The organism is Solibacillus sp. FSL R5-0449, from assembly GCF_037975215.1.
Classification (GTDB): Bacteria; Bacillota; Bacilli; order Bacillales_A; family Planococcaceae; genus Solibacillus.
The window spans coordinates 3,300,877-3,324,196 of sequence record NZ_CP150239.1 but is presented as its reverse complement, the minus strand read 5'-3'; the positions used below and the strand labels follow the sequence as shown (position 1 = coordinate 3,324,196).

Here is a 23,320-nt window from a genome sequence, read left to right as displayed (position 1 = left end):
GGGTGGGAAACGATGGAGCCAATCCGAAACATATTACCTCCGATTGTGGATGAAACGACTAAAGTGCTTATCCTTGGATCGATGCCAGGAAAGCAATCGCTGGAGAAGCAACAATACTACGGCAACCGACGGAATCACTTTTGGCCGATTATGGGAAAGCTTCTAGCAACCGATATTCCGGAAGACTATAACGAAAGAATCGCACTTCTTCGTAAACATCATATAGGGCTATGGGATTCGATCGAAAGCTGTGAACGCGAAGGCAGTCTGGATGCAAAAATAAAAAATGAAGTACCGAATAACTTTTCGGAGCTGTTTATTAGGTATCCGCAAATACAGCTTGTCTTATTTAATGGCGGGAAGAGCTTCGATGTTTTTAAAAGACATATCGGACTTGAGGTGTTGGACGGACGGGCATATAAAAAAATGCCATCAACCAGTCCGATTCCGGGAAAGAATATTAAAACCTTTGATGAAAAAGTTGAAATATGGAGCATCGTGCTAAATTATTTATCTTAATCAAAAATCTTACTTGTTGATTGATAGCGCAATGCCATCAACTTCGGTATGATAAAAACAAATCGTAGTAAAGGGGAATTATTTATGTATCGTGTAGCAGAAGATTTCGTAAAAGATTGGGCAATTTCATCTAAGGGTGCATTGAAAGTAATGCAAGCAATTCCGGATGACAAAATGCATATCGCCATCGTAGATGAGCACAATTCATTAGGATGGTTATCTTGGCATTTAGTAAGTGTAGCAGGCGCATTCGGCCACTTTGCAGGATTACAAATTCCGGGTCCAGGGCCTGATATGCCACAGCCGGAAACAATGGCTGAAATTACGGAGAAGTATGAAATGGTACGCGAAGCGTATAAAAAAGAAGCGGCAGCATTAACAGAGGAACAGCTTTTAGAAGAAGTACCTGCTTTTGGAGGGATGATGAAGCGCGGTGAATTACTAGGCAAAGTGATCTCACACCAAACACATCATGTTGGGCAAATGACAGTATTACTTCGCCAAGCAGGCTTAACAGTACCACCAGTAATGGGACCTACAAAAGAAATGCAATAAGATTTAAGCTCCGAACATGTTTCGGGGCTTATTTTATAAAAAAAAGATGCCCAAGTTAAATTGGACATCCGGTACATTTATTTCAAGAAAAAATCATAGCTATTTTTTGCAAGTAAAGTAATCGTAACGACGATAAAAAGGACACGCACATAGCCGCTTCCACGCTTAATTGCAAACCGTGAACCGACAATCGCTCCGACAATTTGAGCGGCCCCCATTATCAAGCCATATGTATAATTGATTTGCCCTAAGTAGATAAACATTAAAAGAGCCCCGATATTACTTCCGAAATTAAGGAGCTTTGCATTACCGGCTGCCTTTAAGAAATCATAGCCGACCATTAGAAACGCAAAGATCAGGAATGATCCAGTACCAGGACCTAAAAACCCATCATAAAAACCAATGAGTGAAATCACGAAGAAAAACAGAATATACTTTGTCTTTGAAAGGGATTTAACCGCTGAAATACTGCCCCAATCTTTTTTGAAAATTGTATAGACTGCTACGGCTGCCAGCATTATCAGCATTAAAGGTTTTAATAAGTTCGGATCAAGTAAATGGACAATCCAGGCCCCGATCATCGAACTAATAAAAACCCACGGAAAATACTTCATGACAGATTTAATATCTAGCTTTCCAGACCGATAAAAGGTAATAGTACTCGTTAAGGAACCCATTGTCCCGGCGAGTTTGTTTGTTGCAACAGCTGCAGAGGGACTTAGCCCGGCAAACATTAATGCAGGCAGTGAAATAAGGCCACCGCCTCCCACAACAGAATCGATAAATGCTGCTAAAAAACCAAAACAAATTAAAATAATAACTAGTTGTGGGTCTAACTCAAATCCCATAAAAGAACCCTTCTTTCTTCACATCGAGCAATACACTCATGCTATCGAAAATTAGGAGTAGTGTAAATAGTTAAAATTATGATTCGATTATGATAAGGTAATATATTAGTATAACGGAACGGAGTATAGATGAATGAAGGATTATCAGTTTTTATTGTTTGACTTAGATGATACATTATTGGATTTTAAAGCTGCGGAAAGATTGGCTTTGCCGAAATTATTTGAAGCACATCAGCTGCCATTAACACCTCAAATCGAAGCTGTTTACCGCGAAATTAATACCGGTTTATGGCGCTCGCTTGAAGAAGGGCTGATCACTCGTGACTTTTTGATGGAAACCCGTTTCGGCAAGACATTCGAGCATTTTGGCGTTGAAGTGGATGGCAGGTTATTGGACGCCGAGTACCGTGGCTATTTAGCAGAAAGTAAAGTTTTTGTTGAAGGTGCACTGGAGCTGATTCAAACATTGGCACCTGAATATGAACTGTATATTACATCGAATGGATTGGCGGAGACACAGAATAAACGTCTCCAAGTAACAGGGCTGGCACCTTATTTTAAGCAAGTCTTCGTTTCGGAGGATACTGGCTATCAAAAACCGATGAAGCCATTTTTTGATTATGTGTTTGAACGGATTCCAAATTTTGATCCAAACAAGGCGATGATTATTGGTGATTCTTATAGTGCGGATATTATCGGGGGTGTAAATGCTGGAATCGATACGTGTTGGCTTAACCCGTCGAATGCAGTACCATCAACAATTCATCCGACTTATGAAATACAAACGCTGGCTCAACTTTTGCCCATTATAAACAGTAATAAAGCCATCAATCAACAGCCTTTAGGTATTTAGCTTAAGGCATTAGTATATAAAATGAAATGCAATAATGCAGAAGGAGTGTACGCAATGACATTATTTATACTGGTCGTTCTCATTGCGATTATAGGTTACTTTATATTTAAATTATATAAGCATGACAATACACCATTTTATCAGTTGACCGGTTATTCCTATTTTGACATCCTATTGAATAAAAGTGTCCGAACTTCCTACCAGCTTATAAAGGAATTGGAGCATGTTCAAGGTACAAAGAAAATAATGGTGAATCTACAATTACCTGTACAAAATGAAATTCAAACAATTGATGCCCTTTTACTCCATGAATCAGGAATTTATGTAGTGAATGTGAAAGAGAAGTCAGGATGGATAAATGGACGGGAACAGAGCATCGAGTGGATTGAGCTATTGTATAAAAATCAAAAACAAGTATTTAATAACCCAATTCATGAAACGAAGCGTTTAATCCATACATTAAAAGACCGGCTGCCGGAAGTAGATGGTACAATTTTTGAAACAATAGTAGTTTTTACGAATGATTGTTCATTCCAGCAAATTGAGATTCAATCTTCCGATGTAGAAGTGCTGAAAATCGGGGATTTGAAAAAGTGGGCAGCAACAATTGAAGGAAAACGTTTATCGGAGACAGAGATTGAAAATTTGTATGCAACATTAGAAACCTTTATGCAAAGAAAAAATGTGAAATTACGTTCAAAAACGGCCACATCGGTAAATTAATTAGAAGAGAGCAAAGTAGTTTTTTCTGCTTTGCTTTTTCTTATAGGAAAAATATATAAAAAAATCCAAAATTTTATCAACTTTTTGCTCTCCTTAAACGTCTAATAAAAAGAAGAGTAAAGGAGGGTAGTAGAATGGGCAAAAAAATAACAGTGCTCAGCATATTATGTGGAATATTAATAGTTGTCGGTTTTCGTGTATGGACTAATACACCGCCAACTTATGCTAGCAATAAAACGGTAGTGAATGCTACTTATAAATTGCCGTCCATTTCCAATGATTATATAAACAAGTCGTCCGCCAGCTTAAATAAAATGATGCCGTATTATATGAATGACGGCGGGGCACCGGGCAGAAATTGTACAACATACATAAAGGTTGAAAATATATTGGATAATAAGGAGGCAGATGTTGTACAAGAAAGTGATCAGCAGCAAAAACAAACAGAACAGGAAGCCAATCACAAAAGAATTGCACTTACGTTCGATGACGGCCCCCATAAAAATGTGACCGACCAAATTTTAATGACACTGCAAAAGTATGAAGTGAAAGCAACATTTTTTGTACTCGGTCAAAACGCTGCAAAGTATCCTGATGTCGTAAAAAAAGCGGATGCTTTCGGTCATGAAATTGCCAATCATACGTGGAGCCACAAAAACTTAACGAAGCTAAACGCACAACAAATGCAAGCGGAAATCGACCGGGCAAACGACGCAATTTGTGATGCAACAGGGAAGACGCCTACGATGTACCGTCCGCCATTTGGAGCATTGGACGAAAAAGTACGGGAATCGATTGATTTAACGCCGGTACTCTGGAATATCGATACACTTGACTGGCAGCATAAAACACCTAAAAAGACATTGGCGAATCTAAAGGCACAAGCAAAGGACAATGGCATTATTTTGATGCATGATATTCACCAGCAATCAGCAGATGCATTAGAGGATGTCATATTGTATTTGAAAGAAGAAGGCTATGAATTTGTGACAACGAGCCAACTATTATAGATTGAAAGGATTTGAAGGGAGTAGTGACCACTATTTCCTTTTTTTATTTGAATGAGTTTATGGTACGATACTAGCGAACACATATGAAGGAGGATCCATCATGGGTCTATTATCAAAGCGAGCGTTAAGTATTCAGCAGTTTCAAGTCAATAGCCGACTTTTTGCATGCCCTATTTGTAAAAAGGAAATAGAGATTAGTAATGAAGGAAAAATGAGCTGTCTATCGAATCATACATTTGATGTGGCAAAACAAGGCTATGTTTATATGTTAAACCGTCCTGTCCAATCCATGTATGGAAAAGAATTATTCGATTCGCGCCATACAGTTATTCAAGCAGGGATTTACGATCGGTTGCAGGCAGCAATTGCCCGGGAAATCACTGTAGCCAAACCAGTACTTTTAGATACAGGCTGTGGCGAGGGGTCTCATTTACATCGTATTTGCGAACAGCTTGATCGCCCTGTTGGTGTTGGAATCGATATTTCAAAAGAAGGGATAATCGCAGCGGCAAAGTATAATCCCGAACAGCTTTGGTGTGTCGGTGATTTAGCGAATAGTCCGTTCAATGAGCAATCATTTGATGCGATTTTAAATATTTTATCCCCTGCAAATTATGATGAGTTTAAACGTCTATTAAAAAGAGGCGGTAAAGTAATTAAAGTTGTGCCACAGGAAAATTACTTGAAAGAACTGCGTAAACAGGCTTTTGCAGATTCGGAGAAGGAAAGTTATACAAATGCCCAAACGGTAGAGCGTTTCAGGGCAAGTTTTGCAAATACCGAAGTGAAAAGAATTACGTATACAGTACCGCTTGAACCATATTTAGTACAAAACCTGCTAGAAATGACACCGATGGGCTGGCATATTGAAGATAAAGGAAGCATTCAATTACAGGAAATTACAATTGATTTAGATTTATTAATTGGAATGGAGTGATCGTAGATGAAGAAAATCTTAGTATTAGGCGGGACACGATTTTTTGGCCGTAAATTAGTGGAACTTTTATTGGAGCAAAAGCATGAGGTAACAATTGTTACGCGCGGAATGTCGGAGAACCCTTTTGGCGATGCAGTGGAGCATATTAAAGTGGACCGTAAAGATACAGCAGCTTTCGAGAAAGCATTGGAAAACCGTACATTTGATATTGTGTATGATAATATTTGCTATTCGCCAAACGAAGCAAAACAGCTGTGCGATCTATTCAATGGGAAAATCGGCAAGCTTGTTTTCACATCTACATTATCTGTATATGATGCTGATGGGAAGGCGCATTCTGAAGAAGACTTCGATCCGACTACCTATGACATCATCATGGGCGACACACATGAATTTACGTATGGTGAAGGAAAGCGTCTGGCAGAAGCGGTATTTTATAAATTTGCCGAGTTTCCTGTAGTGGCAGTCCGTTTCCCAATTGTTATGGGAGAAGATGATTACACGCGCCGATTGCATTTCCATATTGAGCGCATAATGAATAAAGAACCGATTGGATTTGTGAATATGGATGCGGAAATGTCCTTTATTCAGGCAACAGAAGCGGCTCGATTTTTACAGTGGGCAGGTAATGATAATGTGGAAGGCCCAATTAACGCGACAGCAAATGGTGCGATCTCTTTAAAAGAACTTATTGCTCTTATTGAAGAAAAGACAGGGGAACGTGCCAAAATCGCGCTGCTTGGGACAGAGGAAATCCGTTCGCCATACGCGATTCCCGCAACATGGTATATGAAAAACGACAAGGCGGAGCAATTAGGATTCTCGTTCAGCAAGCTTGAAGACTGGCTGACTCCATTAGTTGAGCAAATTGTAGGAACTACAGTAAAGCAACAGTAATTGAATGTAAGTATGACTTTCAATTAAAATGAAGTGAGATTAACGATAAGGTAGGAATGAAACGTGTATAAATTTATTGCAAGACTTGTATCTGGAATTTTAGGGGTTAACGGAGCAAAGGCTAAGGTATATGGGAAAGAAAATATACCGAAAGAAGGCGGTTTTGTTGTTGCCTGTACTCATAATGGCTATATCGATATTTTGAACCTGGGGATTTCAATGCTGCCAAAAGAAGTACACTTTATGGCTAAGAAACAACTATTTGATGTAAAAGGTTTAGGCTGGCTAATTACGAGATTGAATGCATTCCCTGTGGATCGTGACAATCCGGGACCAAGTGTTATTAAAGTACCTCGCCAGCTTATTAAAGAAGGAAAAGTAGTCGGGATCTTTCCTAGTGGAACACGAAGCTCTGAAAACTCAGAACTGAAAGCCGGTGCAGTGACGATTGCTCAACTGGCGAAGACGGAAATATTACCGGCTGCTTATATCGGTCCGAAAAATGCAAATGGTGTATTCAAACGCCAAAAAGGCTATTTAATTTATGGAAAGCCGTTTACGGTTGGCGCAGGAAAAGAAGGCCGTGAACAATCCGTGCAATTTTTGGAAGAAGAACTGAACCGATTGACAGCACATTTAAAAGAAATGCATCCGGAAGTAAAATAACAGGAGCTGCGCGAAAATCTTTCGTGCGGCTTCTTTAAGTAGGAGTGGATAAAGAGATGAAGCAAGTACTATTCGTATGTTTGGGCAATATTTGCCGCTCTCCTATGGCAGAGGCGGTTATGCGTGATTTAATTGCTAAACGCGGTTTGACGGATCAAATTACAGTCGATTCGGCCGGAACGAGCAATTACCATATCGGAGAACCCCCGCATAAAGGAACAACGGCAAAATTAAAAGAATACGGAATTATGCCAACAGGTATGCTTGCAAGACAATTACGCTCGTCCGATTTAGACAGCTTTGACTATATTGTCTGTATGGATGAAAGCAATGTGAAAAATACGATTGAAATGCTGCGTGCAGAAGCAGATGCAAAAGTGTTCCGTTTCCTTGATTTGACGTCACATCAAAAAGATGTACCGGATCCTTGGTATACAGGGGACTTCCAGGAAACCTATGATTTATGTGTAGAAGGCTGTGAGGCATTGCTGGAACGGATATTACAAGATATAAAATGATTATGGAAAGCGGATTAGATTTAGTGTTAATCAAATCCGCCTTTTTCATCTTCCTACGGCAAAGACAATTCGATTATTTTGTTATTGGCGGCTCATTAATAGAAGCGAGCACCGAAGTTACCTCTCCCCCTTCATTCATAATATACTGTTCCGCAATGAGCCCATCTTCATCGTCATAATAAAAGTGATTTTTCCCACCCTCGACCGCTTCGGAAATTTGAATTAAATTATCATAGTTCTTGTAAGGAGTTTTAAAATTTACTGGATAAGTTACCGATTTATTTTCAAATGTTTCGCCACTAACTATAGGCCACTGTAAAATAATATGGAGAGAGTCTAATTGATTCAACTGTGCTAAAGTAAATGATTTTTTTTCTTTTTCTATTATTTCCTCATATACGAGCTCTATCGCATTTTGTTGTATATGATAAACTTTTTGGATTACTGCACCTCCATTATCTTCTTGGACTTCAACATAATTATCGAAAAGCCATGCTGTTGTTTCTTTAAATGAGGCATATTCGTTGCCCATTCCTAAAAAATAAGCAACATCGCCGTCTTGTTTAAAATAATTTCGTAATGGTAAGTTTGGTTGTTCTCCGATTTCCTCATTGCTTGAATCATTTTCTTCGTTTGAAGGCAGTAAGGCTTTGTTGGCATCATTTGTTGACCATGGCTGCAAGAAAATTGTCAGTGCTGCCAGTGCAAAAATAGCCGTAAAGATTGCATAGTATAAACTTTTCGGTTTTTTTGTTTTCGGATTTTGCCGTTTTTTCTCACTTGTTTTTGAAATAAAGACCCCTTTACCGGAAAGCATCATGATAAAGCACCCCTTTTTCTTTAATTACCAATTAGACGAAGCGAAGGATCGGTACGTTACACTAGATTCATTAAATATAAAGGCTATTTTATTATTACTGTCGGTTATAAGAAGCTTTGTTAAGGGTAATTATATGGCAAAGTATGTACAGAGTCATATGGAGGGAAAAACTATGGATGTGAAAGGAAGACGAAAAAGCAGTAATGTGGAAGATCGCCGGGGGATGAGTGCCGGGAAAATCGGTGGAGGACTTGGTGGAGTCGGAATAATTATTGCTATTATTTTTACATTGCTTAATGGCGGAGATGCGGGGGATGTTGTTTCGGAAGTATCAAAGAGCATTACGCAAAACGGTGCAACTTCTGAAAACTATGAACCAACCGCTGAAGAAGAGGAACTGGCGGAATTCGTTTCCGTAGTACTTGCGGATACAGAGGATATTTGGCAACAACTGTTTGCTGACAATGGACTGACATACGAAAACCCGACGCTCGTATTATTTACGGACAGCGTAAGTTCCGGATGCGGGATGCAAAGTGCAGCGGTTGGGCCATTTTACTGTCCGGCGGATTATAAGCTTTATATTGATTTAAGTTTTTATAAAGAATTAAAAAACCGATTTGATGCACCGGGTGATTTTGCAATGGCTTATGTAGTGGCACATGAAGTCGGTCACCATGTCCAAACATTGTTGGGTACATCCGAACAAGTACACGCGCTGAACGGAAAAGTATCGCAAGCTAAATATAATGAAGCAGTGAAACGTCTGGAACTTCAGGCGGACTATTACTCGGGTGTATGGGCACACCATGTCCAGGATAAGGGCTATTTGGAAGAAGGCGATTTTGAAGAGGCATTAACGGCAGCGAATGCCATTGGCGACGATACATTGCAGATGGAAGCGCAAGGCTATGTCGTTCCGGAAAGCTTTACACATGGTACAAGCGAACAACGGATGCGCTGGTTCAAAAAAGGCTATAATGCCGGTACACTTCAAGGCGGCGATACATTTAGTTTAGAGGCTTCCCAACTATAAACGTGTGACCTATAGCATCGAAAAAGTGCTATAGGTTTTTACATTTTTTTGTGCAGAGTAATTTAAAATTATTTCAAGTTTATGTATAATAAATAAGTTAAATATATTTTTTCGTTTTTAAATAACGTTACTAATAGAGTATGAAAGAGAGTGAACAAAATGGGTCGTAAGTGGAATAACATTAAAGATAAAAAGGCTGGGAAAGACGCAGCAAATAGTCGTATCTATGCTAAATTCGGTCGTGAAATTTACGTAGCAGCAAAATCAGGTGAACCAAACCCTGAATCTAACCGTGCATTAAAAACAGTTTTAGAACGTGCAAAAACTTACTCTGTACCGAAACATATTATTGAAAAAGCAATCGACAAAGCAAAAGGCGGCGGCGATGAGCAATTCGATGAGTTACGCTATGAAGGTTTCGGTGTTGCGGGTACAATGGTAATCGTTGATGCGTTAACAAACAACGTAAACCGTACAGCTTCTGAAGTACGTGCAGCATTCGGTAAAAATGGCGGTAACATGGGCGTATCAGGTTCTGCAGCGCATATGTTCCAAAACACAGCTGTATTCGGGATTGAAGGTAAATCAGAAGATGAAATTCTTGAAATTTTAATGGAAGCTGATTTAGATATGCGTGACATCATGGATGAAGAAGGCACAATCATCGTGTATGTTGAGCCGGAACAATTCCATGCAACACAAGAAGCATTTAAAGGAGCAGGCATTGAAGAGTTCACTGTAGCAGAGTTAACGATGCTGCCAATGACAGATGTTGCTTTAACTGGTGATGATTTAGTGAAGTTCGAAAAAATGATTGATGCATTGGAAGATTTGGAAGACGTGCAACGCGTCTACCACAATGCTGATTTAGGCGAATAATGATGTAAGTCCAAAGATAATTCTTTGGGCTTTTTATTTTTGCTGATTATTGGAAACTAACGGGAAATGGATGGTGCTATTTTCTTATTATTCATTAATAATATGTAGTATTCTCGAAAAGCAGTTGCATTTAAATAACTTTTAATTCAAAATAAATTTAACAATCAAATATTATACTAGGAGACATAATAGGCTATGAAAAGAATGGACAAATTAGGAAGTAGAATCATCTTGATGATCGGCATTATTTTCGCGGTTATTTTAGTATTAACCGTTGTTATGCTTCAATTTAATTCCGCGCGCTCAGTACAGTCATCAGTGAAAGAACGTACGATTGAAGTAGCTAGTAATATAGTAAATTACGTAGATGTGCAAAAGTATGAGCAACTTATTGAAAACCCGGAAGAAAATGCAACATATTGGGAATTACGTGAACAGTTAAACGAATTACGCGAATATAATGGTGTCATGTATGCCTATACCTATTTTGTACCAGAAGAAAATGGGGACGTTACCTTTTTAGTTGATGGCATGCCTTCAGATGATACTGAAAATGCCGGGAAACTGGGTGAAGTTTCAGGTTCAACAAAGTACGAGCATATCGAGCACGTTATCGAAGACGGCCGCTTTGCAACAGATATTTTAAGCAGTGATTTTGGTGAATATATTACCGGTATTGTTCCGATTAAAAATGATGCAGGGGAAACAATTGCCTATTTAGGTGTTGATATCAATGCATCATATGTCTCGGCTCTGACAAAGGATGTGGCAAAGGAGATTGTGCCAATTATTGCGCTGATTTTCATTGTTATATTTGTAGCAGCTTTAATCGGTATTTACAGTTATATCCGTCGGGCGTTAGCTCCATTAGAAACATTGAATAAAGCAGCAGAAAATCTAGCTTCAGGTGATATTGTTGAATCACAGTCTATGTTGGAAAAGCTGAATTTTAAAACGAATAATGAAATTACAGCGTTCGCTAAAAATTTCCAAAGCTCGCTTGTCGAGTTATCAGCTACATTCCAAGTATTGAAGGAACGTACAAATGGGCTGGGAGAAGTGGTTAATTTAATTGAAACATCAACAGAACGTGTGAACACATCAAATGAAAAAATGGTGGAAAATATTACTACAATTTCACATAGTGGGTCATTACAGCAAGTAAGCAATAATGAAGTAAATGCGGCGATGAATGAAATGGCAATCGGTATTCAGAAACTGGCCGATACATTTAATGAAATTGCGGAAATCTCTTCTGATATGACAAGCCTTGTTGAAGATGGCGCACAAAGTTCAGGTAAGGTAGTTGACCAGATCCACGGGGTAGAAAAATCAGTGGAAAACACTGCTAAGCTCGTGAAAGAGATGGGAGAAAACTTCCACTCAATTAAAGAAATGGTAACAGTCATCACGAATATTTCGGATCAGACGAATTTACTTGCGCTCAATGCAGCAATTGAAGCAGCACGTGCCGGGGAAGCCGGAAAAGGATTTGCGGTTGTGGCGGATGAAGTGAAGAAACTGGCTGAAATGTCCCGTACATCAGCGGATGAAATTTCCGGTCATCTTCAAAAATTTTCGCATATTACGGATCGTTTACTAGTTGAGATTGATATGACAACAACAGATGTTAAAGAAGGAACGATGGCAGTAGGTGAAATCGGTCAGCGCTTAGATCAGATTTTAAACTCTGTACTAAATGTCAACAATCGCATTCAGGACGATTCAGCAGTTGTTGAGCAGATGTCAGCAGGTGCAGAGCAGATTTTAGCTTCGACTGAGGAAATGAGCCGGTTAGTAAACGATACTTCCGACTATGCAAAACATTTGGCACTTGCTTCAGATGAACAAACACTCGTAGTCGATGATTTAACAAAAGCTGTTGAAGAATTGGATAACCATTCACAACAAGTTGTACTGGAAATGAATAAATTCAAGATATAATATGGGCATAAGCAGCTGAGACCATTTCTCGGCTGCTTATTTTTATGGCTTATCACATAAAATAAAGCCAGATAAATATTCTGAAAATAATTGCAATTTTTGCCATAATCATAAATAATAAAAGAGGGAATTTCGAATTCCGAATGAAGTGAACTGATGGGGTGAATGAGTTTGGTAACATTTAAAGACTTTGATTATAAACGTCCAGATTTAGAACAAATGAAAGAACAGACAGCAGCATTATTGGAAGAATTTAAAGCTGCAACTACTGTAGATGAACAAAGCGAAGTTATCGAAAAATTAAATGCGATTCGCAACACATTTTCTACAATGGCTAATATCGTCTATGTACGTGCATCAATTGATACAAATGATGAATATTACCAAAAAGAACGTGACCATTTCGATGAAGTAAGCCCAATGGCAGATGAGCTTGTATTTAATTACTATACGGAACTAGTGAAATCGCCATTCCGTGCACAACTGGAAGAAAAATGGGGTACGCAGCTGTTTGCTTTAGCCGAAAACTTATTAAAAGGTTTCTCGCCTGCAGTAATCGAGCTTATGCAAAAGGAAAATAAATTAACATCTGAATACAGCAAACTCGTAGCTTCTGCTCAGATTGAATTTGACGGCAAAACATTGACATTGGCACAGCTTGGACCATATGCAGAATCGACTGAGCGTGATGTTCGAAAAGCAGCACGTGAAGCGACTGCAGACTTTTTTGCTTCAAACAAAGAGAAGTTCGATCAGATTTATGATGAGTTAGTAAAACTTCGTCATGAAATCGCGACAAAGTTAGGCTTTAAAAACTATGTGGAGCTTGGCTATGTCAATATGAACCGTGTTGACTACAACGCAGAGATGGTCGCAAAATTCCGCGAGCAAGTGCGCGAATATATCGTGCCGCTTGCAACAAAACTGTACGAGCGCCAAGCAGAACGTATCGGTGTGGAAGACTTCAAATTCTATGATGAAGGCTTAACATTCCTAACAGGAAATGCCGTTCCTCAAGGTGACCCAGAGTGGATTATCGATAACGGTAAAAAAATGTACGAAGAATTATCTAAAGAAACAGGCGAGTTCTTCAACTATATGATTGAGCATGACCTGATGGATCTTGTTGCGAAAAAAGGTAAGGAAAGCGGCGGATACTGTACGTTTATCGAAGACTACGAATCACCGTTCATTTTCTCGAACTTTAATGGCACATCTGGTGATATCGATGTACTGACACATGAGGCAGGACATGCATTCCAAGTGTATTCAAGCCGAAATATTGGAATCCCGGAATACTTATGGCCGACATATGAATCAGCTGAAATCCATTCTATGAGTATGGAATTTTTTACATGGCCTTGGATGGAGCTATTCTTCAAAGACCAAACAGATAAGTATAAATTCTCGCACTTAAGCAGCGGGCTACTATTCTTGCCATACGGTGTAGCAGTCGATGAGTTCCAGCATGTCGTGTATGAAAATCCACAAATGTCACCTGCCGAGCGCAATGCTGCATGGAAAGAAATCGAAGCGAAGTATTTACCGCATCGTGATTATGATGGCCATGACTATTTAGAATCAGGAGCTATTTGGCAGCGACAAGGCCATATTTATTCATCTCCATTCTATTATATTGACTACACGCTGGCGCAAATTTGTGCATTCCAGTTCTGGAAACGTTCATGCGAAGACTTTGAAGGAGCCTGGAAAGACTATCTGCACCTATGCAGTCTTGGCGGGTCATTTGCTTTCACAAAACTTGTTGAGGAAGCGGGCTTAATCTCGCCATTTGACGACGGCTGTGTGGAGTCGGTTGTAGGAACAATCGAAGACTATTTAAATTCAATCGACGATAAAAAGCTATAAAAATTTAAGAGGTGCGTTTCGCAAAAAATGCTTTGCGAAACAATCCTTTTTTATTTTTTGTGTTTTATGAAGCTTTATGGCATGCTAAAACGTACATAGTTATAGTGAAAATTAAAAGTAAAAGAAAGATTGAGAAAGAGAGTGAGCCGATGACAAGAAAACTGTGGTTCCAAGTGGGCGTAGGTATTCTGATTACATTATTAATTATCAAATATTTTATTGAAATTCATTCGATTTTTAATCCGATTATCATCATCTTTACAACAATCCTTGTTCCGTTATTACTCGGTGGGGTGCTTTATTATATTTCGGAGCCATTGCAGCGAATATTGGAAAAACGGGGTATGCCGAGATGGGGAAGTTTAGTAACAATTGTCCTTATAATTGCAGGTGTATTCGCAACCTTTTTAATTTTAGTCGGTTCTCCAATTGCAAACCAAGTAAACAGACTTGTTGAAAATGCACCGACAATCGCTAAGGATATTGAAGAAACAGCTGATTTTATTTTAGATAATAAGGATAATATTCCGATGCTGCCGCCGCAAGTAGAAGAGTTTATAGGTTCTGTAACCAATTCCATACAAGACATTGCTGTCACAAGCAGCAGATATCTTGTTTCATTTTTAAGCGGGGCGGTAACGGTAACATTAACACTAGTACTGGCGCCATTTTTCTTTATTTTTATGTTGAAAGACCATGAAAAATTCGCTCCTCAAATTTACGGTATATTTTCCGGGGAACGCCGCACATGGGTGAAGAAAACATTAGAAGATATTGATAATGTATTAAGAAGTTATGTACAGGGACAAGTACTGGTCAGCTTTTTACTTGCGATCATGATGTACATTGGTTATTTAATCATTGGTTTGGAGTATTCATTATTACTTGCCTTATTTGCATTTTTCATGAATATGATTCCATTTATCGGTCCATGGCTTTCGCTGGTGCCGGCTGTGATTGTGGCACTGATTTATGATCCGTTTGACGTTATTTGGGTTGCTGTTATAACACTTGTCGCACAACAAGTAGAGAGTAACTTAATTACGCCGAATGTAATGGGCAGATCTTTGGATATTCATCCGCTGACAGTTATTTCTATCGTATTGGCAGCAGGAAATATTGCCGGATTTATCGGAATTTTAATCGCTATTCCTACGTATTGCGTCCTGAAAGTAATCGTTCAAAATATTTATGAAGAACGTACACAGATTAAAGAGACTGCCAATAAAACGGTATAATTTATTTTATTTTGCTAAATTGCGGGACATATGTGATAAACATATGCTTCGCTTTTTAATTTTCGCCGGACACGGTATACTTATTAATTGAAAAGACATTTAAAAGGAGCAGACAATGCTAACATTTGAACAAAAACAAGAAATTATTGAATCATTTCCACAGCTGACTAAAAAGGAAATTTCATTAAAACGTGTGAATTATCACTTTGAAGGAAGTCTTTACGAAAAGTCGATCGTTGTAGAAAAATTGCATCCAAACGGCAATGGCTTTGTCTTCGTGGGCGACTTATTGAAATATGAAAAAGAAGCAGGCGACAACGGATTAGTTAATATTCGTGACTACAGCGAGGAAGCGTTACGTGAAATCGTGCGCGACGCAATCAACTATTTATCTGAGGAAGAAGAAGAGACTTTACCGATCGTCGAAACATGGATATCGCGTGAAGGCACGACGAAGCTGGAACTGGAGTTTAACGATCGTTCTTGGAATATTTATCATCAAGGAAATTTAGAGGAAACATTCGGTACGCGTGAAGACGCTGTTGCTTATTTACGTGAGGAAGGTTTCCGACTTTCAAAATAGATAAGTGAGGGAATTGGAGAATGACACAACAGAATTCATCGAAGGAAATGTCCGGAAATAAAATGGTCAAAATTATCGTCGGTACAATTGTAGTAGCATCCATAGTTATTGTCATTGCAATTCAAGCATTTTACATGTTGTGGGAACCTAAAGACCCGAAGCAAATCGAGTTGAACAAAAGTGATGAGGAATCGAGCGCTGTAAATTCAGTTATGTTTCCGTTTGAGGAACGGCTGTATTTAGGTTAGTTATGGAATCCCTTGCGTCGGTAGTGGCGCGGGGGATTTTTTTTGTTTGTGGTCTGGCGGAGTGGGCGTGGTTGCGGTGGGCGTGGTTTTCTAATAAACAGGTGAAATGTTCTAATATATTTTAAAATGTTCTAATAAAATTGCGATTTTCTAATATCTTTGCCCAATGTGCTAATAAGTGTTCGAGATCTTCTAATATCGAGGGTAGATGTGCTAATATCGTACCAAGTTGTTCTAATATAATTAAAAATGTTCTAATAAAATCAAAATCTCCAACCCGGACAGCCTAAATTAAAAGGAAAAGCAGCTTAACCGGCATACGTTTCCCCCGGTCTTCTAATAAAAGCAACGAAAGTTCTAATAACCACATGATTTCTTCTAATAACCTCGGCATTTGTTCTAATAAACTTAAACAGCTCCCGCACTCCACCAGATTTCCAAATAAAAAGCCGTCCAACCCATATAAAACAGGCCAGACGACTATTTACTAATCAACTATCTCGTATTCTTCTTAAATGGCAGCCACCAGTTCCAGTCGCCAAACAGCTTCATGAAACTTGGGACGAGCATCAACCGGATGATTGTTGCATCAATGGCAATCGCGATCGCAATACCGACCCCGATTTGCTTCACGGGCATAACATCCGTAAATGCGAAGGCGCCTGTAATAACGATCATAATAAGCGCTGCCGATGTAATGATTTTACTTGTGGAAACAAGCCCATCGACTGTAGCCTTCGTATTTGTTGCCCCTTTTAAATATTCTTCCTGAATACGGGAAATTAAAAATACTTCATAGTCCATACTCAAACCGAAAACTAAGCAGAACGTCAACACCGGAATAATCAGCACAATTGTCGTTGCTTCCAGACCGAAGTGGCCGTACTGGAAAACGTAGACAAGGATACCGAATGTCGCACCTAAACCAAGGATGTTCATTAAGATCGCTTTCAACGGAATTAAAATCGACCGGAACGCAATCATTAAAATAAAGAAGGTAGAGACAATGATGATCGCAACGGCAATGAGTACTTTACCGGCAATTTCATCAAAAATTTCCTGATTGAACTTCGCTTGACCGGACAATGCAAAATCGACACCTAAGTCTTTTTCACTCCAGTCGCGTACGAAATCCTGTGCTTCGAATGAAGAACCGTCTGCATGCAGATAAGCAACCATATACATTTTGTCTTCCTGAATAAAGTTTTCCGCTACTTCATCCAGTGCACCGGGTGCTTGTGGGTTGCTGTTTGCCATTTCCCACATTTCAACAGACTCAATATTGGCTACAGTAAACATTGATGTTACCCGGTCAACAAGAGGGTCATCCAACAGCTGTTGCTGGATATCGAATATTTTTTCGCGTCCTTCTGTCGTATCCCAATCACCGGCAACTTCATTTTCTGCCAGAAGGAAAACCGGTGTATCGTCGCCGAGTCCGAATTGTTCATCAAGTGTATCGAATGTTTGGCGCGATTCATAGGATTCCGGCAATGATTCCGTAGAAGGGATCGTTAACTCGATATCTTTGATCGGCACCATTGCAACACATAGCAATATAATGGCCACAACAATAATTGTGACAGGTCGTTTCATAACAAAGGCGGCGAACTTCTGCCAGCGGGAGGCAGTCGGTTTTATTCGGAAAACACGGCCTTTATTTAAACGGTCACCAAGAAGCATCAATGTTGCCGGTAAAAGTGTAATACCTGTTAAAACAGCCAACAACACGACAATTGATCCGCCAAGCGCGATGTTCATAAAAATCTCCACGTCAATGACGATCATAGCACCAAGACCGATCATGACACAAAGTGCGGAGAAGATAATCGAACGTCCGGCTGTTTGGATGGCTGTTTGAACAGACTGCTCAATCGATTGGGTATTGCGCTCTTCACGGTACCGGTTAATAAGGAGCAATGCAAAATCAATGCTTAAAGCCAGCCCGAGCATTGGGACGATATTTAATACGAAAATCGACAGGTTCACACTGTCGCCTAAAAGAGCCAATAGACCAAGTGTAATGACAACTGTCGCACCGCCGACTAAAATCGGCAGTAAAGAAGCTACGATTGTACCGAAAGCCAGCAGTAAAACGATTAAAGCAATCGGAAGACCTATCGTTTCCGCTTTAATTAAATCATTTTGACTTGCGACATTAATATCCTTTGAAATAACCGGTTCACCTGTAATGGAAATACCGTTGTCTTCGCCGAGTTTTTCACGGAGCTCATCAATAATCGGGAAGTAATCATCCACCGAATTATCAAAATCGAGCATTCCATAGGCAAACCCGTCTTTATTTAATTCTTCGACACCTACGGGAGATGTGATTGTTTGAATCTCTTCTATTGTTTCTAAACTTTCTAGGGCGGAAGAAATTTCTTCATCTGTTTTATTTTCAAACAGCACAAAAATTGTTTTTGCGGGTAAATTGAATGTATCCGATAGCTCGTTCGTTACATACGAGTGGTCGCCATCGTAGAAAAAACCATCCCCTTGCAGTTTAGAAGGGAGTTGAAGCGCAAAAAATGCTAGAACAACTAAAAGTGCACACCATAGTAGAACAATCGGTTTTGCGAATTTTGTAATGAATGCTGCGAACTGTTTCATAAATTACCGCCTTTCTTTCTCCATATTTACAGTGTAATGGATTCGCAGAAAAAAAGAAAAGAGGGAGGTTTGTCCGAAAAAAATTCGAAACATACCTGTCCTCTTGATTAAAAGAATAGATTTAATATTGTATAAATAATCGCTGCCATGACAGCAGAAATAGGCATTGTAATAATCCATGTTGTAACAATTTTACGAGCCATACCCCAGTTTACGCCTTTTACATTTTGAGCCGAACCAACACCCATAATTGCAGAAGAAATAACATGTGTTGTTGATACAGGCAAGTGAATTAACGTTGCACCGAAAATAATGGATGCGGAAGCAAGATCTGCAGCAGCACCGTTTACAGGACGGATTTTCATGATTTTACCGCCGACTGTTTTAATGATTTTATAACCGCCGATTGATGTACCAAGACCCATTGCTAAAGCACAGGCAAAACGTACCCAACCTTGTACATCATCCGTTGTCTGCCAATTCGCTGCAATAAGTGCCATTGTAATAATCCCCATCGCCTTTTGAGCATCGTTTGTTCCGTGGGTAAATGATTGAATGGCAGCAGTGAAAATTTGCATAATACGGAAACCTTTATTTGTTTTATATAGGTTCATATTCTTAAAAATGAATTTCATTATTGTCATCATGATATAACCGGCACAAATCGCGATGATTGGTGATGCTAATAAAGCAATGATGATTTTTGAGAATCCGCTATAGTTTAAAACCCCGATTCCAGATGCTGCAATGGCAGCACCTGCAATCGAACCGATCAATGTATGAGAAGAACTTGATGGAATTCCAAAATACCAAGTGACCAAGTTCCAAGTAATCGCCGATAATAGAGCGGCCAAAATAACAACAGTACCGATTAATGGTGCATCAGGTGAAGATAATGCAAACGGGTCAACAATATCGGAAGCAATTGCTTTTGCTACTCCAACGAATGTAATGGCACCTAAAAAGTTCATAATGGCTGCCATGAGTACCGCTACTCGAGGAGGTAGGGCACGTGTTGAAACAGATGTTGCAATCGCATTTGCCGTATCATGAAAACCATTAATGAAGTCAAATGCAAGTGCAAAAAAGACTACTAGGACGGTAATGATAAGTAGTGTATTCATTATTAAAAGGACTCCTCATTAATTACGCATTACGCATAATGATTGTTTCGATTGTGTTAGCAACAGTTTGACAGTAGTCGGCAATTTCTTCTAACTGCTCATAAATATCTTTGAATTTAATTAGACGAATTGGATCTTTCTCATTTAAAAACAGCTTTTTAATAGAAGAACGTAATACTTCATCACATTCGCGCTCATAATCTTTAATTAAAATTGCGTGCTGACGCATTCCAACAAGATCTTTTTTGTTCAATAGTTCCATCGCTTTAACGATTTCATCCGTCGATTTAGCGATATAGGCTAGGAAATCACGCATCGATTCATCGATTTCTGTTAATGAAAACATTTCGAAGTGTGCAATCGTACCTTCTGCGCCATCTAACACGTCATCCATACGAATCGCCAATGATAAAATATCTTCACGCTCGATTGGTGTCATAAATGATTTATTAAGCATGACGATTAATTCATGAATTAATTTATCACCTGCTGTTTCGTATTGCTTCATACGAATGCTGATTTCCTTTAAGTCTGCAACCGTTTCAATGCGGAAATCATTAGCATAATGGATACCTTCACGCATATTTTCAGCAATTTTTAATAAGGCTGAGAAAAACGGATCTTGCTTCTTTGAACTAAACATGGAATGCCTCCTGGATATATATAATTAAAATAATTTTAAAAATTAACCTCAATTATCATAACAAAAACTTAAAAAAATCTATACAAATTTTACTTTAATCTAATTAATCTTTACAATTCTGTAACAAAAGGAAAAGGTGAATGAGTAATTGATTTCAGTCGAAATATAGAAAAAACAAGTATAAACGAGAGTGATGTTTTTTTATGATAGTAAATATTGCAGCTCGTTTTCCAAAAATGGTTTCGCATTTAAAAAGCGTACAAATTCGTCATACTGTAATCTCTGCTCACTCGTTGGCTTCTTCCCGGTATAATATGCACGTATTAAAATATTCTTTGGAGTGTTTTCCATATCGATAAATTCCAATAACTGCGTATCATAGCCGACAAGTGATAAAAGTTCAGCGCGGATTGAATCCGTAGCCAATGCGGCAAAGCGTTCCTTCACTAAACCATGCTGTGTCATAATCGATAATGCAGGTGCCTGCAGCTGACGGTTCAGTTCATGTTGACAGCATGGAACACTTAAAATAACTTTTGCGCCCCATTTCACTGCACGGGCTAATGCCATATCTGTCGCAACATCACAGGCATGAAGGGTTACGACCATATCTACAGCAGTTTCTTCATTGAAGTCATTAATATCCCCAACTAAAAACTGCAGATCTTCATATTGTAAATCGGCCGCAATCCGGTTACATTCCTCAATTACTTCCTTTTTGAGATCAAGTCCTGTGACATGTATATCAAGACCCTTTTCAATTTTTAAGTAATGATACAAAGCGAATGTTAAATAAGATTTACCTGAACCGAAATCTAGTATGCGAATTGTTTTGTCTTTCGGTAAATGGGCTAAAGAATCATCGATAAACTCAACAAAGCGATTGATTTGTTTAAACTTATCGTATTTCTGTTTCTTTATTTTCCCATCCTCTGACTGCACGCCTAAACGGACTAAAAACGGGTGAATCCGGGAATCATCCAATAAATATTGTTTTTTTCGGTTATGGGATAAGTTCACTTGTTTAGTGGTAGCATTTTGATCAGATTTCCAAAGCACTTTATTTTTCTTCGAGAGCTGCACTTGTACTGTCTGCTCCTGAAACTCAGCATGTACTTGACGGAACTGTTCAAAAAGAGCGTCGAGCTTCGCGGCTATATCTTCAACTGTAATATTTTCATGCTTTAAAATGCGCTCAAATTGATATTCCAGCTGAATCATATATTCTCCGCGAATTTCAACGGGCTTCAGTTTGACCCGTCTTAAGTCACTCGATTTTTGACGTGGCTGGCTAATAGTTGCCTGTAGTAGTGTTTTATTAGAAATGAGTGCTTGAAGCTGCACTTTCATTTGTTCGAATTCCATAAAAACCGCCTTTTCTTTTTTCAAAATAATGTGTCCCTATAGTATCATAATGCGCTTATATGTTGTCATTGTACAGGCTTTTGAATTGTATGTTACGATGGGGAAAAACTATAGATTGTAGCAAGGAGGCAAAAATTTGAAAGATGTTGAAGTATTAATTGAACGCGGTATATTAGTTGGCGTCAATTTACAAAAAGATGAGCATTTTGATTACTCAATGGAAGAGTTGGCAAATTTAGCACAAGCTTTAGATGTAGAAGTTGTCGGCATGGTGACGCAAAATCTGGAACGTGTGACACCTTCGCATTATGTAGGTACTGGTAAAATTGAAGAAATTAAGGCGTTCTTTGATGAAACAGATGCCAATATTGTTATCTTTAATGATGAACTGTCCCCATCCCAAATCCGTAATTTAGAACGTGATTTACAATGTAAAGTAATTGACCGTACAATGCTGATTTTAGATATTTTCAGTCGCCGTGCAAAAACACGTGAAGCACAATTACAAGTAGAGCTCGCTCAATTACAGTATATGCTTCCGCGCCTAGTTGGGCTCCATGCTTCACTATCCCGTCAAGGGGGAGGAACAGGCGGCGGCTTTAAAAACCGTGGTGCAGGGGAAACAAAACTTGAGCTGGACCGTCGTAAAATTGAAGATCAGATTTCGAAAATCAAGAAAGAGCTGGAATCCGTTAAAGAACAGCGTGAAACACAGCGGAAGCAACGCCGTAAAAATGCAGTACCTGTCGTATCAATTGTCGGTTATACAAATGCAGGGAAGTCCACGATTATGAACCAGTTACTTGCAAAGGCGGGGCAAGATGATACGAAGCAAGTGTTTGAAAAGGATATGTTGTTCGCGACACTTGAAACTTCGGTCCGCAATATTGAACTGGAAGACAATAAATCCTTTTTACTGACTGATACGGTTGGTTTTGTTAGTAAACTGCCGCATCACTTAGTAAAAGCATTCCGATCGACATTGGAAGAAGCGCGAGAATCCGATCTGCTGCTGCATGTTGTCGATGTTTCAAATGAGGAATACCGCTTCATGATGGAAGTAACGAATGAAACATTAAAAGCGATTGATGTTGAAAATATTCCTACTATATATGTATACAATAAATCCGACTTGGCTGATGTGGAATATCCGTTAGTCAGCGGGGATAATATTTGGCTTTCCGCGAAGGAAGATGTAGGACTGGAAGAGTTGCTACAGCAAATCAAACAACAAATTTTTGCTAATTATGTTACATGTCAAATGCTTATTCCATATAATCAGGGCGGAATTGTTTCCTATTTAAATGAGCAGGCAACTGTTTTGGAAACGGAATATGAAGAAGAGGGTACATTATTAACGCTTGAACTTAAAGAGGCGGATTATCAGAAGTATGAAATTTATGTGGTAAAGTAATAACGGACATAACAAGCT

General features: G+C 39.0%; 23 protein-coding genes. 17 read left to right on the top strand and 6 right to left on the bottom strand.

Features of this window, described 5'->3' with window-relative positions; genetic code table 11:
* Positions 1 to 12 precede the first annotated feature (12 nt).
* Both MKY27_RS16660 and MKY27_RS16655 read left to right on the top strand, forming a co-directional pair.
* A complete protein-coding gene (locus tag MKY27_RS16660; RefSeq protein ID WP_339196432.1) occupies positions 13 to 519 on the top strand; it encodes a DNA-deoxyinosine glycosylase in 507 nt (168 codons plus the stop codon).
* Positions 520 to 603: 84 nt separating this feature from the next.
* A complete protein-coding gene (locus MKY27_RS16655; protein ID WP_339174191.1) occupies positions 604 to 1,074 on the top strand; it encodes a DinB family protein in 471 nt (156 codons plus the stop codon).
* Between the two features lie 77 nt (positions 1,075 to 1,151).
* On the opposite strand, the gene MKY27_RS16650 is transcribed toward MKY27_RS16655, so the two are convergent.
* Positions 1,152 to 1,922, bottom strand: coding sequence for a TSUP family transporter (locus MKY27_RS16650; RefSeq protein WP_339174189.1), 771 nt, complete (start codon positions 1,920 to 1,922; stop codon positions 1,152 to 1,154).
* Between the two features lie 133 nt (positions 1,923 to 2,055).
* Here MKY27_RS16650 and MKY27_RS16645 point away from each other — a divergent pair, with 133 nt between their 5' ends.
* From MKY27_RS16645 to MKY27_RS16615, 7 genes are all read left to right on the top strand, one after another.
* A complete protein-coding gene (locus MKY27_RS16645; protein ID WP_339196430.1) occupies positions 2,056 to 2,775 on the top strand; it encodes a YjjG family noncanonical pyrimidine nucleotidase in 720 nt (239 codons plus the stop codon).
* A gap of 54 nt (positions 2,776 to 2,829) precedes the next feature.
* The gene (locus MKY27_RS16640) at positions 2,830 to 3,498 is read left to right on the top strand and encodes a nuclease-related domain-containing protein (RefSeq protein ID WP_339196428.1); all 669 of its coding nucleotides are present in this window, start codon (positions 2,830 to 2,832) and stop codon (positions 3,496 to 3,498) included.
* Positions 3,499 to 3,632: 134 nt separating this feature from the next.
* Entirely contained in the window at positions 3,633 to 4,508 is an 876-nt protein-coding gene (locus MKY27_RS16635; protein ID WP_339196426.1) for a polysaccharide deacetylase family protein, read from the top strand.
* 100 nt (positions 4,509 to 4,608) lie between these two features.
* Entirely contained in the window at positions 4,609 to 5,445 is an 837-nt protein-coding gene (locus tag MKY27_RS16630) for a putative RNA methyltransferase (protein WP_339174179.1), read from the top strand.
* 6 nt (positions 5,446 to 5,451) lie between these two features.
* The gene (locus MKY27_RS16625; protein ID WP_339174177.1) at positions 5,452 to 6,342 is read left to right on the top strand and encodes an NAD-dependent epimerase/dehydratase family protein; all 891 of its coding nucleotides are present in this window, start codon (positions 5,452 to 5,454) and stop codon (positions 6,340 to 6,342) included.
* Between the two features lie 63 nt (positions 6,343 to 6,405).
* Complete coding sequence (locus MKY27_RS16620; protein WP_339174175.1) at positions 6,406 to 7,008, top strand: 1-acyl-sn-glycerol-3-phosphate acyltransferase; 603 nt, start codon at positions 6,406 to 6,408, stop codon at positions 7,006 to 7,008.
* A gap of 56 nt (positions 7,009 to 7,064) precedes the next feature.
* Complete coding sequence (locus MKY27_RS16615) at positions 7,065 to 7,526, top strand: low molecular weight protein-tyrosine-phosphatase (protein WP_339196424.1); 462 nt, start codon at positions 7,065 to 7,067, stop codon at positions 7,524 to 7,526.
* Positions 7,527 to 7,599: 73 nt separating this feature from the next.
* Here the strand turns inward: MKY27_RS16615 and MKY27_RS16610 are convergent, their stop codons facing one another.
* Positions 7,600 to 8,346, bottom strand: a complete 747-nt coding sequence (locus MKY27_RS16610; RefSeq protein ID WP_339196422.1) for a hypothetical protein — start codon at positions 8,344 to 8,346, stop codon at positions 7,600 to 7,602.
* 172 nt (positions 8,347 to 8,518) lie between these two features.
* Here MKY27_RS16610 and MKY27_RS16605 point away from each other — a divergent pair, with 172 nt between their 5' ends.
* The 7 genes from MKY27_RS16605 (at position 8,519) to MKY27_RS16575 (ending at position 16,143) form a co-directional block, all read left to right on the top strand.
* The gene (locus MKY27_RS16605) at positions 8,519 to 9,382 is read left to right on the top strand and encodes a neutral zinc metallopeptidase (protein WP_339174170.1); all 864 of its coding nucleotides are present in this window, start codon (positions 8,519 to 8,521) and stop codon (positions 9,380 to 9,382) included.
* Positions 9,383 to 9,541: 159 nt separating this feature from the next.
* Positions 9,542 to 10,261, top strand: coding sequence for a YebC/PmpR family DNA-binding transcriptional regulator (locus MKY27_RS16600; protein ID WP_339196418.1), 720 nt, complete (start codon positions 9,542 to 9,544; stop codon positions 10,259 to 10,261).
* A 195-nt stretch (positions 10,262 to 10,456) separates the two neighbouring features.
* Entirely contained in the window at positions 10,457 to 12,205 is a 1,749-nt protein-coding gene (locus MKY27_RS16595; RefSeq protein WP_339196416.1) for a methyl-accepting chemotaxis protein, read from the top strand.
* A 171-nt stretch (positions 12,206 to 12,376) separates the two neighbouring features.
* Positions 12,377 to 14,074 (top strand): M3 family oligoendopeptidase, encoded by a 1,698-nt coding sequence (locus MKY27_RS16590; RefSeq protein ID WP_339196413.1) that lies wholly within the window; start codon positions 12,377 to 12,379, stop codon positions 14,072 to 14,074.
* Positions 14,075 to 14,223: 149 nt separating this feature from the next.
* Positions 14,224 to 15,312, top strand: coding sequence for an AI-2E family transporter (locus tag MKY27_RS16585; protein WP_339196411.1), 1,089 nt, complete (start codon positions 14,224 to 14,226; stop codon positions 15,310 to 15,312).
* 115 nt (positions 15,313 to 15,427) lie between these two features.
* A complete protein-coding gene (locus tag MKY27_RS16580) occupies positions 15,428 to 15,895 on the top strand; it encodes a hypothetical protein (RefSeq protein WP_339196409.1) in 468 nt (155 codons plus the stop codon).
* 20 nt (positions 15,896 to 15,915) lie between these two features.
* Positions 15,916 to 16,143, top strand: coding sequence for a hypothetical protein (locus MKY27_RS16575; RefSeq protein WP_339196407.1), 228 nt, complete (start codon positions 15,916 to 15,918; stop codon positions 16,141 to 16,143).
* A gap of 495 nt (positions 16,144 to 16,638) precedes the next feature.
* On the opposite strand, the gene MKY27_RS16570 is transcribed toward MKY27_RS16575, so the two are convergent.
* From MKY27_RS16570 to MKY27_RS16555, 4 genes are all read right to left on the bottom strand, one after another.
* Positions 16,639 to 18,756 carry an MMPL family transporter gene (locus tag MKY27_RS16570; RefSeq protein WP_339196405.1) on the bottom strand — a complete coding sequence of 706 codons (2,118 nt, stop codon included), beginning with the start codon at positions 18,754 to 18,756 and terminating at the stop codon, positions 16,639 to 16,641.
* Positions 18,757 to 18,863: 107 nt separating this feature from the next.
* A complete protein-coding gene (locus tag MKY27_RS16565; protein WP_339196403.1) occupies positions 18,864 to 19,880 on the bottom strand; it encodes an inorganic phosphate transporter in 1,017 nt (338 codons plus the stop codon).
* Between the two features lie 22 nt (positions 19,881 to 19,902).
* On the bottom strand, positions 19,903 to 20,523 hold the full coding sequence (locus tag MKY27_RS16560) for a DUF47 domain-containing protein (RefSeq protein WP_008405849.1): 621 nt from the start codon (positions 20,521 to 20,523) through the stop codon (positions 19,903 to 19,905).
* 201 nt (positions 20,524 to 20,724) lie between these two features.
* Positions 20,725 to 21,888, bottom strand: coding sequence for an SAM-dependent methyltransferase (locus MKY27_RS16555; protein ID WP_339196401.1), 1,164 nt, complete (start codon positions 21,886 to 21,888; stop codon positions 20,725 to 20,727).
* A gap of 136 nt (positions 21,889 to 22,024) precedes the next feature.
* On the opposite strand from MKY27_RS16555, the gene hflX reads away from it, so the two are divergent.
* On the top strand, positions 22,025 to 23,302 hold the full coding sequence (gene hflX, locus MKY27_RS16550) for a GTPase HflX (protein ID WP_339196399.1): 1,278 nt from the start codon (positions 22,025 to 22,027) through the stop codon (positions 23,300 to 23,302).
* The last annotated feature ends 18 nt before the right edge of the window (positions 23,303 to 23,320 follow it).

What these genes read in the sequence shown, in the direction of transcription:
- MKY27_RS16660 (WP_339196432.1), top strand. Translation starts at nt 13, where the DNA reads ATGGAGCCAATCCGAAACATATTACCTCCGATTGTGGATGAAACGACT.
- MKY27_RS16655 (WP_339174191.1), top strand. Translation starts at nt 604, where the DNA reads ATGTATCGTGTAGCAGAAGATTTCGTAAAAGATTGGGCAATTTCATCT.
- MKY27_RS16650 (WP_339174189.1), bottom strand. Translation starts at nt 1,922, where the DNA reads ATGGGATTTGAGTTAGACCCACAACTAGTTATTATTTTAATTTGTTTT.
- MKY27_RS16645 (WP_339196430.1), top strand. Translation starts at nt 2,056, where the DNA reads ATGAAGGATTATCAGTTTTTATTGTTTGACTTAGATGATACATTATTG.
- MKY27_RS16640 (WP_339196428.1), top strand. Translation starts at nt 2,830, where the DNA reads ATGACATTATTTATACTGGTCGTTCTCATTGCGATTATAGGTTACTTT.
- MKY27_RS16635 (WP_339196426.1), top strand. Translation starts at nt 3,633, where the DNA reads ATGGGCAAAAAAATAACAGTGCTCAGCATATTATGTGGAATATTAATA.
- MKY27_RS16630 (WP_339174179.1), top strand. Translation starts at nt 4,609, where the DNA reads ATGGGTCTATTATCAAAGCGAGCGTTAAGTATTCAGCAGTTTCAAGTC.
- MKY27_RS16625 (WP_339174177.1), top strand. Translation starts at nt 5,452, where the DNA reads ATGAAGAAAATCTTAGTATTAGGCGGGACACGATTTTTTGGCCGTAAA.
- MKY27_RS16615 (WP_339196424.1), top strand. Translation starts at nt 7,065, where the DNA reads ATGAAGCAAGTACTATTCGTATGTTTGGGCAATATTTGCCGCTCTCCT.
- MKY27_RS16610 (WP_339196422.1), bottom strand. Translation starts at nt 8,346, where the DNA reads ATGATGCTTTCCGGTAAAGGGGTCTTTATTTCAAAAACAAGTGAGAAA.
- MKY27_RS16605 (WP_339174170.1), top strand. Translation starts at nt 8,519, where the DNA reads ATGGATGTGAAAGGAAGACGAAAAAGCAGTAATGTGGAAGATCGCCGG.
- MKY27_RS16600 (WP_339196418.1), top strand. Translation starts at nt 9,542, where the DNA reads ATGGGTCGTAAGTGGAATAACATTAAAGATAAAAAGGCTGGGAAAGAC.
- MKY27_RS16595 (WP_339196416.1), top strand. Translation starts at nt 10,457, where the DNA reads ATGAAAAGAATGGACAAATTAGGAAGTAGAATCATCTTGATGATCGGC.
- MKY27_RS16585 (WP_339196411.1), top strand. Translation starts at nt 14,224, where the DNA reads ATGACAAGAAAACTGTGGTTCCAAGTGGGCGTAGGTATTCTGATTACA.
- MKY27_RS16580 (WP_339196409.1), top strand. Translation starts at nt 15,428, where the DNA reads ATGCTAACATTTGAACAAAAACAAGAAATTATTGAATCATTTCCACAG.
- MKY27_RS16575 (WP_339196407.1), top strand. Translation starts at nt 15,916, where the DNA reads ATGACACAACAGAATTCATCGAAGGAAATGTCCGGAAATAAAATGGTC.
- MKY27_RS16570 (WP_339196405.1), bottom strand. Translation starts at nt 18,756, where the DNA reads ATGAAACAGTTCGCAGCATTCATTACAAAATTCGCAAAACCGATTGTT.
- MKY27_RS16565 (WP_339196403.1), bottom strand. Translation starts at nt 19,880, where the DNA reads ATGAATACACTACTTATCATTACCGTCCTAGTAGTCTTTTTTGCACTT.
- MKY27_RS16560 (WP_008405849.1), bottom strand. Translation starts at nt 20,523, where the DNA reads ATGTTTAGTTCAAAGAAGCAAGATCCGTTTTTCTCAGCCTTATTAAAA.
- MKY27_RS16555 (WP_339196401.1), bottom strand. Translation starts at nt 21,888, where the DNA reads ATGGAATTCGAACAAATGAAAGTGCAGCTTCAAGCACTCATTTCTAAT.